At 72.4% G+C, this 14,789-nt stretch carries 12 protein-coding genes; 5 read left to right on the top strand and 7 right to left on the bottom strand.

Features of this window, described 5'->3' with window-relative positions:
• Positions 1-4: 4 nt before the first annotated feature.
• Both dhaL and ptsP read left to right on the top strand, forming a co-directional pair.
• Complete coding sequence (gene dhaL / locus ACFQS1_RS01755; RefSeq protein ID WP_378964086.1) at positions 5-640, top strand: dihydroxyacetone kinase subunit DhaL; 636 nt, start codon at positions 5-7, stop codon at positions 638-640.
• The gene (ptsP, locus tag ACFQS1_RS01750) at positions 640-3,096 is read left to right on the top strand and encodes a phosphoenolpyruvate--protein phosphotransferase (protein WP_378964084.1); all 2,457 of its coding nucleotides are present in this window, start codon (positions 640-642) and stop codon (positions 3,094-3,096) included. The genes dhaL and ptsP overlap by 1 nt, the downstream gene beginning before the upstream one ends.
• A gap of 35 nt (positions 3,097-3,131) precedes the next feature.
• Here ptsP and ACFQS1_RS01745 read toward each other — a convergent pair whose 3' ends face one another.
• Positions 3,132-3,737 carry a TetR/AcrR family transcriptional regulator gene (locus tag ACFQS1_RS01745; protein WP_378964083.1) on the bottom strand — a complete coding sequence of 202 codons (606 nt, stop codon included), beginning with the start codon at positions 3,735-3,737 and terminating at the stop codon, positions 3,132-3,134.
• A 58-nt stretch (positions 3,738-3,795) separates the two neighbouring features.
• Between ACFQS1_RS01745 and ACFQS1_RS01740 the strand changes: the two genes are divergently transcribed.
• Entirely contained in the window at positions 3,796-5,043 is a 1,248-nt protein-coding gene (locus tag ACFQS1_RS01740) for an NAD(P)/FAD-dependent oxidoreductase (protein ID WP_378964081.1), read from the top strand.
• 259 nt (positions 5,044-5,302) lie between these two features.
• On the opposite strand, the gene araA is transcribed toward ACFQS1_RS01740, so the two are convergent.
• From araA to ACFQS1_RS01715, 5 genes are read right to left on the bottom strand one after another with little or no spacing between them, the layout of a single operon-like run.
• Positions 5,303-6,793 carry an L-arabinose isomerase gene (araA, locus tag ACFQS1_RS01735; protein ID WP_378964080.1) on the bottom strand — a complete coding sequence of 497 codons (1,491 nt, stop codon included), beginning with the start codon at positions 6,791-6,793 and terminating at the stop codon, positions 5,303-5,305.
• Positions 6,790-7,455, bottom strand: a complete 666-nt coding sequence (locus tag ACFQS1_RS01730) for an L-ribulose-5-phosphate 4-epimerase (RefSeq protein ID WP_378964079.1) — start codon at positions 7,453-7,455, stop codon at positions 6,790-6,792. Before ACFQS1_RS01730 ends, araA begins: the two co-directional genes overlap by 4 nt.
• Positions 7,452-9,083 carry a ribulokinase gene (gene araB, locus ACFQS1_RS01725; RefSeq protein ID WP_378964078.1) on the bottom strand — a complete coding sequence of 544 codons (1,632 nt, stop codon included), beginning with the start codon at positions 9,081-9,083 and terminating at the stop codon, positions 7,452-7,454. Before araB ends, ACFQS1_RS01730 begins: the two co-directional genes overlap by 4 nt.
• Before the next feature lie 60 nt (positions 9,084-9,143).
• The gene (locus tag ACFQS1_RS01720; RefSeq protein WP_378964076.1) at positions 9,144-9,572 is read right to left on the bottom strand and encodes a hypothetical protein; all 429 of its coding nucleotides are present in this window, start codon (positions 9,570-9,572) and stop codon (positions 9,144-9,146) included.
• A gap of 53 nt (positions 9,573-9,625) precedes the next feature.
• Positions 9,626-10,198, bottom strand: a complete 573-nt coding sequence (locus ACFQS1_RS01715) for a hypothetical protein (protein WP_378964075.1) — start codon at positions 10,196-10,198, stop codon at positions 9,626-9,628.
• Positions 10,199-10,371: 173 nt separating this feature from the next.
• On the opposite strand from ACFQS1_RS01715, the gene ACFQS1_RS01710 reads away from it, so the two are divergent.
• Positions 10,372-13,374 (top strand): AfsR/SARP family transcriptional regulator, encoded by a 3,003-nt coding sequence (locus tag ACFQS1_RS01710; RefSeq protein ID WP_378964074.1) that lies wholly within the window; start codon positions 10,372-10,374, stop codon positions 13,372-13,374.
• Positions 13,375-13,617: 243 nt separating this feature from the next.
• Positions 13,618-13,767 (top strand): hypothetical protein, encoded by a 150-nt coding sequence (locus ACFQS1_RS01705; RefSeq protein WP_378964073.1) that lies wholly within the window; start codon positions 13,618-13,620, stop codon positions 13,765-13,767.
• 181 nt (positions 13,768-13,948) lie between these two features.
• Here ACFQS1_RS01705 and ACFQS1_RS01700 read toward each other — a convergent pair whose 3' ends face one another.
• Positions 13,949-14,773 (bottom strand): hypothetical protein, encoded by an 825-nt coding sequence (locus ACFQS1_RS01700; RefSeq protein WP_378964072.1) that lies wholly within the window; start codon positions 14,771-14,773, stop codon positions 13,949-13,951.
• Between the last annotated feature and the right edge of the window lie 16 nt (positions 14,774-14,789).

The following is a 14,789-nucleotide window of genomic DNA, read 5'->3' as shown; positions in this document are numbered from 1 at the left end:
CACCATGGCCGACACCGTCGACACGGCGGCGCTGGTCGCCTGGATCCACGAGTTCGCCCGCCTGGTCGGCGAGCACAAACAGATGCTGACCGAGCTGGATTCGGCGATCGGCGACGCCGACCACGGCGTCAACATGGACCGGGGCATGACCGCGGTGGTCACGGTGCTGCGCGCGGAGAGTCCGGGCCGTCCGTCCGAGGTCTTCAAGCGTACGGGAATGACTCTCGTCAGCACGGTCGGCGGCGCCAGCGGTCCGCTGTACGGCACGGCGTTCCTGCGGATGTCCTCCACCGCCGGCGACGCCGAGGAACTGGACGGCGCGGATGTCGCGAAACTTCTCCGCGCAGCCCTGGACGGGGTGGTCGCGCGGGGAAAGGCCGCCCCCGGCGACAAGACCATGATCGACGCCCTGTCCCCGGCCGTGGAGGCGCTGGAGGCGGCGATCGAGGCCGGGCAGCCCCTCGCCGCGGCCCTCGACGCCGCGGTCCGGGCCGCGGAGGAGGGGCGGGAGGCCACGATCCCGATGGTGGCCCGCAAGGGCCGGGCCAGCTACCTGGGTGAGCGCAGCGCCGGCCATCAGGACCCGGGCGCGACGTCGGTGACGTTCCTGCTGGCCGCCGCGGCGACCGTGCTGGCCTGATGGTCGGGCTGGTCGTCGTCAGCCACAGCCACGCGCTGGCCTCGGCGGCGGTCGCCCTGGCGTCGTCGATGCTGCACGGGCAGGAGGTCCCGATCGAAGTGGCCGCCGGTCTGGACGAGTCCACATTGGGCACGGACGCGGTGGCCATCTCGTCGGCGGTCACGGCCGCCGACCAGGGCGACGGCGTGGTCGTCCTGATGGACCTGGGCAGCGCGGTGCTCTCGGCCGAGATGGCCCTGGAGATGGTCGATGACGCGGTGCGGGAGCGGGCCGTGCTGTGCCCGGCGCCGCTGGTGGAAGGGCTGGTGGCGGCGGTGGTCTCGGCCGCCGGCGGCGCCGGGCGGGACGAGGTGGCAGCGGAGGCGGCGGGGGCGCTGGAGGCGAAGGAATCGCACCTTGGCGCGCCGGCGCGATCCGCCGCGTCCGCTCCGGCACCCGCGCCGGTGTCCCCGGGCGGGCCGGCCGAGCCGACGCGGGCCGTCACCATCACGAATCGGCACGGGTTGCACGCCCGGCCGGCGGCGCGGCTCGTCACCACGGCGAGCCGGTTCGACGCGCACGTGGAGATCCGCAACCGCACCACCGGGTCGGCGTGGGTGCGGGCGGGCAGCCTGTCCCGGGTGGCGACGCTGGGCGTGTTGCAGGGGCACGAGATCGAGCTGCGAGCCTCCGGGCCGCAGGCCCGGGACGCCGTCGACCACCTGGTGGAGCTCGCCGCCCGCGCGTTCGACGAGGCGGGCCGCCCGTTCGGGTCGGACAAGGACTTCGCAACCGCTGCCGAGGAGCGTGTCCCGGCTCGCGGGCCCGGTGCCGAGGAGCGTGTCCCGGCTCCGGGGCGTGGCCAGGCTGCCTCGGCGGGCGTCGGGATCGGACCGGCCTGGCAGCCCGCCGTGAGCCGGCCGCACATTCCCGAAACAACCGCCCGGAGCGCCGAAGTGGAGGCTCGCCGCCTCGACGACGCGGTGGCGGCGGTCCGGCGCGACATCGGCGAGATGCGGGCCGCCGCGGCCGATGACGAAGCGGCGGCCGACATTTTCGGGGCGCACTTGCTGCTCCTCGACGACACCGAACTGCTCTCCGACGTGTCGGCCCGCATCCAGCGCGGCGATTCCGCGCCCCGCGCGTTCCGGGACGCCGCCGAGCGGGTGGCGGCCGAGTTCGGGGCGCTGCCCGACTCGTACCTCAACGCCCGCGCCGCCGACGTGCGCGCGGTGGGCGACCAAGTTGTCCGGCAGCTGCTCGGCCTGACCGCCGAGCCGCTCGACGGCGACGGCGTGCTGATCGCCGGCGACCTCACGCCCGCCGAGGCCGCCGGCCTCGATCCGCGCCGGGTGGCCGGCGTGCTGCTGGCCGGCGGAAGCCCGACCGCGCACGCGGCCATCATCGGACGGGCCCGGAACATTCCGATGGTGGTCGGCGCCGGGAGAGACGTGCTCGGCATCGCGGCCGGGACCACGATCGCCCTCGACGGCGGCTCCGGGGAATTTGCGGTCGCGCCGGACGAAACTGTCGTGGGTCAGTTTCGCGACCGGGCCGCGGTCCGCGACGCCCGGCGGCGCGAGGCGGCCGGGCGGGCGCACGAGCCGGCCGTGACCCGCGCCGGCGTCCCGATCCTGGTGGCGGCCAACGTCGGGTCGCTGACCGACGCGCGCGAGGCGGCGGCGAACGGCGCCGATCAGGCCGGCCTGGTGCGCACCGAGTTCCTCTTCCTCGACCGCGACGAGGCGCCCGGCGTCGACGAGCAGGTTTCCGTCTACGGGCAGATCGCCGAGGCGATGGGCGGGCGCCGGATCACGCTGCGAACCCTCGACGTCGGCGGGGACAAGCCATTGCGGTACGCGCCAGGCCGCCCCGAGCAGAACCCGTTCCTGGGCGTGCGCGGCCTGCGCCATTCCCTGGAAAATCCCGCCCTGTTCGGCGCCCAGCTCGACGCCATCGTCCGGGTCGCCCGCCGGACCCCGGTCAGCGTGATGTTCCCGATGGTCACCAGCGCCGACGAACTGATCGCCGCGCGGCGGATGCTCGGCGACCGCAAGCCGCCGGACAGCCTCGAGGTGGGCATCATGGTCGAGGTCCCGGCCGCGGCGCTCAAGGTGGAAACTTTCCGGCCGTACGTCGATTTCGTCAGCATCGGCACCAACGACCTCACGCAGTACACCCTCGCCGCGGAGCGTGGGAATCCGGCGGTGCCCGCGGATGGCCTCGACCCCGCGGTGCTGCGCTTGATCGACGCGGTGTGCCGGAACGCGGGCGTGCCGGTGGCGATCTGCGGCGAGCTCGCGGCCGACGAAGCCGCGGTCCCGTTGTTGACCGCTCTGGGCGTGCGCGAGCTGAGCGTGGCCCCGGCCGCCGTGCCGTTGGTGAAGGAGGCCGTCCGCGTGAGCGGGACCGGAAGCGCGGACTGGGCTCTCGGCCTGCCGGACGCGAGCGCCGTGCGCCGCCGGCTCAGCGGTTGAGCAGCTTTCCGCGATCGCACGGAGTCCCAGCCATGCTATTCGCCCGCCGGCGGCTGTTGGAGGCCGGCGAGGGTCGCCGTGACCGCGTGCCGCCAGACGCCCACCGCCGTGGCCTCATCTCCCAGCACGCCACGCAACTCCAGCGACGCCAGACCATGCACCAGCGCGAAAAGATTCCGTCCGATGTCGAATTCGGTGCGCCCCGGAAAGACTCCCGACGCCATGGCCCGCCGCACCACCCGCAGCACCCGGTCGAAACTGCGGTACACCAGCGCGAACAGCGGATCCGCCTGGGACGCGCCCGGACTGACTGTCCCGAAGAAAAGGTCGTAAAGTTTCGGCTTCTCCAGCGCCGCCGCCCGGTAGGCGAGTGCCAGGGAAAGTATTTCCGCGATCGGATCGTCGTGAGCCGGCACCGACTCGTGGTGGCGGCGCATGGTTTCGGCGACATCGACCGAGAGCGCCCGCAGCAATCCGTCCTTGTCGTCGAAAATGCTGTAGACCGCCCGCGTCGACGTGCCCACCGCCGCCGCGACCCGGCGGACCGAGACCGCGGACGGCCCCTCGGCGTGCAGTAACTCGGCGGCGGCGGCGAGCAGAGCGGCCCGGGTTTGCGCTCCGTGCTCCTTCGGACGTCCCATGCTTCCGATATTACCGGGACGCTGTTACGTTACGCCGTAACGAAACGGGGAGGTCATCATGGATTTCGACGTGATCGTGGTCGGCGCCCGCCCCGCCGGCGCCGCCACGGCCATGCTTCTGGCCCGCGCGGGACTGCGTGTGCTGGCCGTGGACCGGGCGCGCTTTCCCAGCGACACGCTGTCCACCCACCAGATCCAGATCCCGGGCGGCGCGCTGCTGCGCCGCTGGGGGATCCTCGACAAGCTGATCGAGCGCGGCACGCCCGCCGCCCGCAGCGTCCATTTCGACGCCGGCCCCGCGGTCCTCCGCGGCGACTACGCCGCCCACGACGGAGTCGACGCCGTCTACAGCCCGCGCCGCACGGTTCTGGACGCTCTGCTGGTCGCCGAGGCTCGAGCCGCCGGCGCCATCGTCGAGGAAGGTTTCGTCGTCGAGGACCTCATCCGCGACGGCGGCCACACCGGCGGCGGGCGCGTCACCGGCATCCGCGGGAAGCGCAAGGGCGCGACTGTCGCGCGCACCATCACGGCCCACCTGGTCGTCGGCGCCGACGGCAAGCACTCCACCGTCGCGAAGGCCGTGCGCGCCCGCACCTACCGTGCCCGCCCGCCGCTCACGGCCGCCTGCTACGGCTACTTCGCCGATCTGCCGCTGAAGGGCGGCGAGGTCTACACCCGCCCCGACCGCATGGTCGGCCTGTGGCCGACCGGCGACGACCTGACGATTGTCTATCTGGGCGTTCCGGTTTCGCGCTTCTCCGACGTACGTCGCCCCGAAGGTTTCCGCGCCGCGGTGTCCGAGCCCGGCGACCTGCGCGACCGCATCGCCGCCGCCACGCTCGTCGAGCACCTTCGCGCCACCACCGACGTCCCCGGCCTGATCCGCCACCCGTACGGTCCCGGATGGGCACTGGCCGGCGACGCGGGCCTGGTCATGGACCCGATCACCGGCCAGGGCATCGGCAACGCCCTCCGTGACGCCGACGCCCTGGCCGCCGCCATCGTGGCAACTTTCGACGGCGACCGGAAAGCTTTCCGCGCCTACCACCGCGCCCGCGACGCGGCCCGCCGCCCGATCTACGACCTGACCGCCCGCTTCGCCGCGTTCCGCCCCGACCCGGCCGGCGAGATTCTCTTCCCGGCGCTGGCCGAGGATCCGGCCCAGGTGGCCCGTTTCCTGGGAGTGCTGGCCGGCACGGTGGCGGTCCGCGACTTCTTCAGCCCCGCCAACCTGCGCTCGGTCGTGGGCGCCCGCGGGCTGCTCCGCATGGCGGCCGCCCGCGCCGCCGCCCGGCTCTTCCGCTGACGGCCCCCAACCCGACCGGCATCGTGAGGTCTGAGGCCCTACCTGACCGACATCGTGAGGCCTCCACCTCACCGGCATCGCGGACAAGAAAGAGCAGCCGGGAATCGGAACGCACCCGCGGAGTGCGCTGCACTGACCGAGCTGTCCCGGATCCTCGCGACCTGAACGACGTGGTGACCCATTCGTCCGGCGGCCTGGTTCATCCGGCTGGCAGCGGTCGAGGCGCCGCTCCCCGCAGGAGGAGAGCGGCGCCGGGCGATCACATCGGCCGGGACAGGCGGTAGTACGCCTGGTTCCACCGGACCCGGTCGGCGAAGTCGTGCGGCGTCGTGCGCTCGTCGATCAGCAGGAGCTCGGTCCGCTCCATGTCCGCGAAGTCGCGCAACGTTTCCGCGCCCACCGCCTGCGTCATCACCGTGTGGTGCGGGCCGCCCGCGGTCAGCCAGCACTCGGCCGACGTCGACAGCGACGGCTGCGGCTTCCACACCGCCCGCGCGACCGGCAGCGAAGGAAGCGGTTCGTCCGGCGGAACCACCTCGATGGCGTTGGCCACCAGGCGGAACCGGTCGCCCATGTCGGCCAGGCCGATCACCACGCCGGGGCCGGGCGCGGCGTCGAAGACCAGGCGCACCGGGTCCTCGCGGCCGCCGATGCCGAGCGGGTGGATCTCGCACCGGGGGCGCTCGGCGGCGATCGTGGGGCAGACCTCGAGCATGTGCGCACCGAGAATCTTCGGCTCGCCGGGCCCGAAGTGGTACGTGTAGTCCTCCATGAAGGACGTCCCGCGCCCGGTGCCGGCGCCCATCGCCTTCACCGCCGCGAGCAGCGCCGAGGTCTTCCAGTCGCCCTCGCCGCCGAAGCCGTACCCGTCGGCCATCAACCGCTGCACCGCGAGCCCGGGCAGTTGCCGCAGCCCGCCCAGGTCCTCGAAGTTCGTCGTGAACGCGCCGAACCCGCCGGCCGTCAGAAATTGTCGCAGGCCGACCTCGATCTGCGCGGCATACCGCAGCGAAGAATGTTGCTCGCCGTCTTTGCGCAGCGACGGCGCCAGGTCGTAGACGTCCGAGTACTCGGCGACGAGCGCGTCCACTTCCGACGGGGACACGGCGTCCACCACCGCGACGAGGTCGTTCACCCCGTACGTGTTGACGGAAACCCCGAAGCGCAACTCGGCCTCGACCTTGTCGCCCTCGGTGACCGCGACGTCCCGCATGTTGTCGCCGAAGCGGGCCAGGCGCAGCCCCCGCAGGTGGGCGAAGCCCGCCGCGGCCCGGGCCCAGGCGTCGATCCGCTGCGCCACCACCGGGTCGGCGGCGTGCCCGGCCACCGTCTTGCGCGGCACCCCGAGCCGGGACTGGATGAACCCGAACTCGCGGTCGCCGTGCGCGGCCTGGTTGAGGTTCATGAAATCCATGTCGATGGTGGCCCACGGCAGCGACTGGTTGTGCTGCGTGTGCAGGTGCAGCAGGGGCTTGCGCAAGGTGTCCAGCCCGGTGATCCACATCTTGGCCGGCGAGAACGTGTGCATCCAGGCGATCACGCCGAGCACCGACGGGTCGGCGTTGGCCTCCAGCATCACCTGGCGGATCGCGCCCGAGTCGGTGAGCACCGGCTTGCCGACGATCTCGGCGCTCAGGCCGGCCGCGACCAGCATCTGCTGGATCTCGGCGGATTGCGCGGCAACTTGCCCGAGTGTTTCGGGGCCGTAGAGGTGCTGACTGCCGGTCAGGAACCAGATCTGGGGCTTCATGCGACGGGCTCCTGTCCGTAGACGTTCTGGTAGCGGGCGTAGAGGGAGTCGATGTCGGCCTGCTCGATCGGGATCGGCACGCCGATCTGCCGGGCGATGTGCACGGTGCGCGCGACGTCCTCGCACATGACGGCAGCTTTGACGGCGTCTTTCGCGGACTTTCCGATCGTGAAGACCCCGTGGTTTCGCATCAGCACGGCGGGGGAGCGGTGGCTCTGCAACGTTTCGACGATGCCGCGGCCGATCGAGTCGTCGCCGATCAGCGCGAACGGTCCCACCGGGATCTCGCCGCCGAACTCGTCGGCGATCATCGTGAGGACGCAGGGGATCGGCTCACCGCGGGCGGCCCACGCCGTCGCGTACGTGGAATGCGTGTGCACCACGCCATTGACGTGCGGCATGTGCTTGTAGACGTACGCGTGGGCCGCCGTGTCCGACGACGGCTTGTGACTGCCCTCGACGAGGTTGCCGTCGAGATCCGTGACGACCATGTTCTCCGCGCTGATCTCGTCGTAGGAGATGCCGGACGGTTTGATCACCAGCAGGTCCTCGCCGGGCACCCGGGCGGAAACGTTTCCGGCCGTCCACACCACCAGGTCGTTGCGCGGCAGCTCGGCGTGCAGATCGGCGACCGTCTGCCGGATCTCGTGCAGCAGACTCACGCGGAAACCTTTCGCTGGATGGCCCGCAACTTGCGCATCACCTTGTTCGCGCCGCGGCCGAAATAGTCGTGCAGCGTCGAATACTCGGCGTACAGCTCGTCGTAGACCGAGGCCGCGGCCGGGTCGGGGACGTAGGCGTTGGCGGAGACGCTGCCCATCGCGGCCGCCGCGTCGCGCACGGACGGGTAAGCCCCGGCCGCCGCGGCCGCGTGGATGGCGGAGCCGAGCGCCGGCCCCTGCTCGGAGCCGATCACCGACAGCGGCATGTTCAGCACGTCCGCGTAGATCTGCATGAGCAGCCGGTTCTTCAGCAGCCCGCCGGCGGCGATGAACTCGCGCACCGGCACGCCCGCCACCGCGAAAGTTTCCACGATCTTGCGGGTGCCGAACGCGGTCGCCTCGATCAGCGCGCGGTAGATGTCCGCCGGCTTGGTCGCGAGCGTCTCGCCGACCAGCAGACCCGACAACTCGTGGTCGACCAGCACGGAACGGTTCCCGTTGTGCCAGTCCAGCGCGATGAGCCCGTGCTGACCCGGCCGCTGCTCCGCGGCGAGGTCGGTGAGCTGCTCGTGGGTGAAGGCGCCGCGCAAGTTGTCGACGTAGTGGCCGAAAATGTCGCCGACGCCGCTCTGCCCCGCCTCGTACCCCCAGAGGGCGGCCACGATCCCGCCGTCGACGACCCCGCACATGCCCGGGACCTCGCGCAACTCGTCGCTGTTCATCACGTGGCAGGTCGAGGTGCCCATGATCGCGACCATCTGGCCCGGCTCGAGCGCCTTCGCCGCGGCGCTGGTCACGTGCGCGTCGACGTTGCCGACCGCGACCGCGATGCCCTCCGGCAGCCCGGTCCACTGCGCAGCCCGCGCGGTCAGCGTGCCTGCCGCGTCGCCGAGCTGCCCGATGGGCTGCTCGAGCTTGTCCGCCACGAAACTTTCGAACGCGGGGTTCAGTTCCGCCAGGAAAGATGCCGACGGGTACGCGCCGTCCTGGAGGATGCCCTTGTATCCCGCGGTGCAGGCGTTGCGGACGTAGCGCCCGGTGAGCTGCCAGACGATCCAGTCGGCTGCCTCCACCCAGCGGTCCATCGCCGCGTACGCCTCGGGGTCCTCCTCCAGCAGCTGCAGCCCCTTGGCGAACTCCCACTCCGAGGAGATCAGCCCGCCGTAGCGGGCCAGCCACGGCTCGCCGCGCTTCGCCGCGAGCTCGTTGATGCGGTCCGCTTGCGGTTGCGCGGCGTGATGTTTCCAGAGCTTCACGTACGCGTGGGGCCGGCTGCTCCACTCGGGCAGCTCGTTGAGCGGCGTCCCGTCGGCCAGGGCCGGCACCATCGTGCAGGCCGTGAAGTCGGTGCCGATCCCGATGACGTGCCGCGGATCGATGCCGGCGGCGGCGACGGCGGCGGGCACGGCCGTCTTGAGCACGTCGACGTAGTCCGAGGGCACCTGCAGGGCCCAGTCGTGGCCCAGGGGGGTGCCGTCGGGCAGCGACTCGGTGAGGACGGCGTGGGAGTAATCGTGCACCGCGGAGCCGAGCTCCGCGCCGTCCGAGACACGGACGACGACCGCGCGGCCGGAGAGGGTGCCGTAATCGACACCGATCACGCAGGCCACGGTGGGGTCAACGGGCATGGGGGGATACCTCCACGTTGAGGGGGCGTTTCAGCATTGTTATCGCTAACAACACAGGTGTCAACGCTCCTCGGCGGTAGCAATTGTTATCGCTAACACGATGCAGGTCAGGGCGTTGCGACCCGCTCGCGCCGCGATCCTGGAGGGGGAGCGGCCGCACATCGATGCCGCGAACCACAGCGGGGTGCCGGGCAATGTCGTGGGGTGGGCATAGCGCGGCGCCGTCCGGTTCGCGCGGCACGGCAGGCGTCGAGGCGGCGCATGGGCGGGTCGGGTGCTGCGGCGGCGGATCCCCGCGATGCGAGTTCTCTCGCTGTCCGTCGCGGCCGGCCGGCGGCAGCCGACATGGTTCGGCCGCGTCCTGCCGGACGTCGAGAGCAGAGGCGAAGGCTGAGGCGACGGCCGGACCAGGCAACTTGCCGTCGAGACGAGCCCGTCGCCGAGAAAGAAGGCGTGGTCGAGCCGGTCGAGAAAGAAATCGGTGGGCATGGGGAACACCCGAAGGGGCCGCCCGCGGGTCCGCCCACCCGCGAGCGGCCCCCTCAGGCTGTCCTGGTGTCCTTCCGTTTGCCTTCCATCACCATTCGAACGATGGAAACTTTCTTCGGGACACACACCCGGGAGCGCAGCCGGATGACGAGATGCCGGCACATCTCCTCCGGCGGCAGCCAGGAAAGCCCGGCCGGCGATGTCAGCGGCAGAGCCGGCGTCCCCACCCCCGACGGATGCACCACCACGACCGCCGCCACGTCGCGTTTGTGCAGCCGGCGCCGCAGATGCCGGACGGCGCCGACCAGCGGGTGCACCGTCTGGCCGATGTAGACGCCGTCGCACAGCACCCCACCCTGCGGGGTCGTCGAGTACGCCCCGGCCGGCCAGGCCACCGGCTCGACGAGCACGACACGGTGGCCCGCGCTGACCGCGAAGGCGATCGGCGGCACGTCCGGGCGCAGCCGCAGACCCGCGAACACCTGCACCCCCGGCGCCTCGCCGAGCCGGGCCAGCAGATCCCGGGTGCGCGCCGCCACCTCCTGAACGCTCATCCCGATCGGCCGCAACGGCCGTTGCTCGGAGTCGGTCAGTCGATCGATGCTGCCGTACAGGCGATGGGTCATCGCACACCCCCGTCACGATGGGCTGATGAGGCGAAGGCACACCGCGATTCGGCCACAGTGAACTACCGGAGCGCTTCCGTTTCGGTTCCGAACATGTCGACTACCCCATTCGGCGATGGTGCAAGGTGGCACGTAACTCCTACCGTGACGGCGTAGCTCCGGACCGTGGCGGCGTGAGGGAGGGCATCGGCGTGATCTACGGCGTGCTGGGCGATCTCGAGGTTCGCGCCTCGACCGGCGTGCCCGTCGAACTGCCCCGCGGGCACGCGCTGGCGGTGCTCGCGGCGCTGCTCATCCGCCCGAACCGCCAACTGTCCACTCCGGACCTGATCGAGGCCGCGTGGGGCGACTCCGAGGTGCGCCCGGCGCAGCTGCACAAGGCGGTCTCGGCGTTGCGGAAACTTTTCGCCGAAGCCGGCCGGCCCGCCGCGATCAAGACCTACAACCGTTTCGGGTACGGGGTGCAGGCGGCCGACGACGAGTTGGACCTTCTCGCCTTCCAGCGCCTGGTGGAGTGGGCCGACGCCGACCGGGCCAAGGGCGAGACCGGCGAGGAGGCCGAGCACCTCCGGGCGGCGCTGGATCTGTGGCGCGGCACGAAGCCCCTGTCGAACGTCCCGCTCGGCGGCTTCGGCCGGGAGATCGAGGCGCTGCGGGCCCGGCGCAAGCGGTGTGCGATCCGCCTGTTCACACTGCAGATCCAGCGCGGCGAGCACGCGTCCGTCCTGGACGATCTCGAGCAGTTCGCCGTCGAGTACCCCGAGGACGCCCAGCTGTGCAAGCTGCGGATGTTCGCGCTCTACCTCGCCGGTCACGCCGACGACGCGACCGCAGCCTACGAAAGTTTCGAGGAGGCGGGCGGCGGCGCCGACCGGACGCTGCGCCGCCTGGCGTACGCGATGGCAGTCCGCAACGACCACGAGGTCGCCAAGGCGATCGGCGCCGAATCACGGCCTGCCCCGGCCTCCGCGGTGGCGAGGCCGGCGCCGCTGCCCCGCCAGCTGCCGCCCAGCCCGGCGCATTTCGTCGGCCGCGAGGGCCTGCTCGCCGAGCTCACCTGGCTGTTGCGCGAGCCGCGGATGCGGGTCCTGGTCATCTCGGGCGCCGGCGGGATGGGCAAGACCGCGCTCGCGCTGACCGCCGCGCACGCCGCCGCCCACGCGTACCCGGGCGGCCAGCTCTGGGCCGACTTGCGCGGCACCACCGATCAGCCGTCCGACCCGGCGGAGGTACTCGCCGAGTTCCTGCGCGGGCTGGGCGAGCCGGCCGTCCCGGAAACTTTGCGCGAAAGGGCGGCGCTCTTTCGCTCGCTCGCCGCCGATCGCCGGATGCTGGTGGTGCTCGACGATGCCGCCGACAGCGCGCAGATCCGCGATCTGATCCCCGGCGGCGGCGACTGCGTCGTGCTGGTCACCGCGCGGCGCCGGCTGCCCGGCATCGAGGCCGCCACCCACCAGGTCGCGCCGCTGCGCGCGCTCGACGACGAAACCGCGTCCGCGCTGTTTCGCGAGATCGTGGCGGCCGGCCACGTCGACCTCACCGGCGAGGGGGAGGCGGTCACGGCGGTGGTGCGGCTCTGCGGCGGGCTGCCGCTGGCGGTGCGCATCGCCGCGATGTTGCGGGTGGAGGATTTCCACCGGCCCACGGCCGAGCTCTGGCGCCGGCTCAGCGATCAGGGTCCGGACGCTTTCGTGTATGGGCAGCAAAGCCTCGCCCGGACGCTCGGGGCCGGGCTGGCGCCGCTCGACGACCGCGCCCGCGAGCTCTTCCTCGGCCTGGGGCTGCTCGGCCTGCCCACGTTCGGCGAGTGGGCGGCGGCGGCCGTGCTGGACGAGCCGGGCCCGGCGGCCGGCCGTGCGCTGTCCCAGCTGGCCGCGGTCGGCATGATCGAGCCGGTCGCCGCCGGTCCGCGCTACCGCTTCCACGACCTGACCCGCGACTACGCCCGCGCCCACGCCCCGGAGTCGGCCGACGTGCCGGCCCGGGTCTGCCGGGCCCTGCTGACCCTGACCCGCCGGGCGCACGAGGCGATCTACGGCGGGCAGTTCGACGTGGTGCACAGCAACCTGCCCGACGTGGCGGTGCCGCCCGCCGAGCTGGCCGCCGCGACCGCGGAACCGCTGCAATGGCTCGACCGGGAGCGCTCCAGCCTGCGCGCCACGGTCGAGCAGGCCGCCGCGCTCGGGCTCACCGAGGTCTGCTGGGATCTGGCCGTCTCGGCCCACGAGTTCTACGCGCTGCGCGGGTACTTCGACGACTGGCGGGTCACCCACGAGGTGGCCCTCGCCGCCTGCCGGGCGGCGGGGGACCGGCGCGGCGAGGCGCTGGTGGTGACCGCGCTGGGCCAGCCACCGCTGGTCGCGAGCGGCTGCCCCGCAGTGTCCGGCGTGCCCGAGCTCGAGACCGCGTTCCGGCTGCTCACCGAGGCGGGGGAGCGGCACGGCCGGGCGATCGCGCTGCGCACCCTCGCCAACGCGCTGCGCCGTCGCGGCGAGCTCACCAGGCCGCTCCGGCTGTTCCAGGAGGCCCTCGACGGCTACCGGCGCAGCGGCGACGACGTGGGCGTCCAGCAGACCCTGCGCTTCATCGGCCAGACCCAACTCGACCTGGGCGACGCCGACGCCGCCGTGACGACGTTGCGCGAGGCCGAGCGGATGGCACGCCACCAGGGCCAACCGCGGCTGATCAACCCGACGCTCTACTGGATCGGCCTCGCCCAGCTCGTCCGCGGCGACCTCGGCGCGGCACGGGAGGCGTTCGAGGAGATCCTCGACGGCGCGCCGCTCGCGCAGGCCTACGCGATGCACGGGCTCGGCGAGCTCGCGCTCGCGTCCGGTGATCGCGAAGCGGCCCACGAACGCCTCGAGCTGGCCGGCGCCCTGGCCGCCGAGAGCGCGGACGCCGTCCTCGCCGGGCGGATCTGGCTCTCCCTGGCCGCGCTTGCCCCGGCCCCCACGGCCGGGTCGCGCGCGGACGACCGGACGGCCGCCCTGCTGCGGGCCCAGGCCGCGTTCCACTCCTGCGGCGCGATCCACCTCGAGGTCGAGGCCCTGGTGGCGCTGGCCGAGGCGTACGCGTCGAGGGGCTTGCCCGAAGCCGCGGCCTCGGCCCGGCGGCAGGTCGGCGAGGTCTACGACGCCGTCGGCGTGCCCATGCCGGACCGCAAGCACGCCTGACTTCTTAATGTCCTCTTGACACAAACGTCTAGCGACACTTACTGTCTCAGTGACAGTTAGGACCGTCTCTCCGGACGTGGCGTACGACCGGGCCGGAGCGGCGCACTTGCCGTCGATTGCGCGCAAGGGGCACGCGCGGGGAGGCCGGCCAGCCTCCGCCGCCCTCCGCTCGGCCGGGCGGGGCGAAACCGCGCGAGCCCGTTATCCCGAAAGATTCCCGCAACCTTCCCGAAAGGAATGGTCATGCGCGCACGTCATCGTCACTTCCTGGTCACGCTCATCGCCGCGATCGCCGTCGCCCTGGTGGCGCCCTCCGCGGCTCCCAGCCACGCCGAGGCGATCACCTGCCCCGGCAGCACCAGCTGGGACAACCTGTTGCAGCGCTGCGTCTGACAGCGGCGTGAGGTCGTTGCCGAGCGTGCGCCGGCGGCCCGGTTCCGGGTCGCCGGCGCACCGCCAACCTCCCGGCAGGAAAGTGGAAGGCTTCGACGTTACGTTCCCGCCGGAAACACAGCGAGACCCGCAGAACCGAGACGAGACAACAGATCCACATCGGATTGGTTCGGCGGCCAGGTCAACGGGGGCCGGCCGGGTTGACTGGGCCCGCCGGGCTGAGATCGTCCAGGTCCAGGACGTGCAGCGACTCCTCCTTCTCGCGGCAACGGGCGGGCCGGGAGTCGCGCTTGGCCCGGTCGGAGACCACGACCATGCTCTCCGGCCCGAGCCAGCACACGCCCTCGACCGTGCAGTAGCCGCGGGGGAAGCGACGGACGCGCCCCGGGCCGGTGGCCGCCCACTTGTCCGGGGCGAGCTCGCCGACCCACACCGCGGCGGATTCCTGGGAGAGGAGGGCGATGCGAGCGCCGGCCACGGACACGCCGGCGAAGTCGGCCAGCGGCAGCCCGGCCGGCAGGTCGACGGTGGCGACGTGCCGCCAGTTCCGCCGGCCGGGCCGGAACACCAGCAAACCGCCGCTCTCGTGCAGGCCGAGCAGGTACACCTGGTCGTCGCGGCGGGCGAACTCGAGGCCCTCGATGCCCTTGTTCGGGCGGGGCAGGGGATATTCGAGCCAGCCCGCCGCGACGAACCGGAAACTTTCGTCGTACTCCTCGACCCGCGCCTGGTGGCCGCCGTCCCGCTCGGCCGATTCGACCAGCAGGAAGACGTGGCCGGTGACCGGATCGCGGGCGATGTCCTCGTAGCCGTTGCCCGGGCCCGGCCCGGTCGGGTTCAGCGTGTTGGCCGCCACCCGGCTCAGGTCGGCGTCGATCACGGCGACCGCCCGAAGGTTGTCGCAGACGACGAGATAGTGGCCGTCGGCGGCGACCACGCCGCTGGCCTCCAGCCGGCTCGGCGAGCCGGCCGGCAACAGATCGCGCAGCCGAGCCTCGCGGATCACGCCGGAAGCGGCTCGG

The sequence above is a fragment of the Paractinoplanes rhizophilus genome (assembly GCF_042664765.1).
Classification (GTDB): domain Bacteria; phylum Actinomycetota; class Actinomycetes; order Mycobacteriales; family Micromonosporaceae; genus Actinoplanes; species Actinoplanes rhizophilus.
The sequence above is the reverse complement of the archived record's forward strand: the minus strand, read 5'-3'. Positions and strand labels throughout refer to the sequence as shown.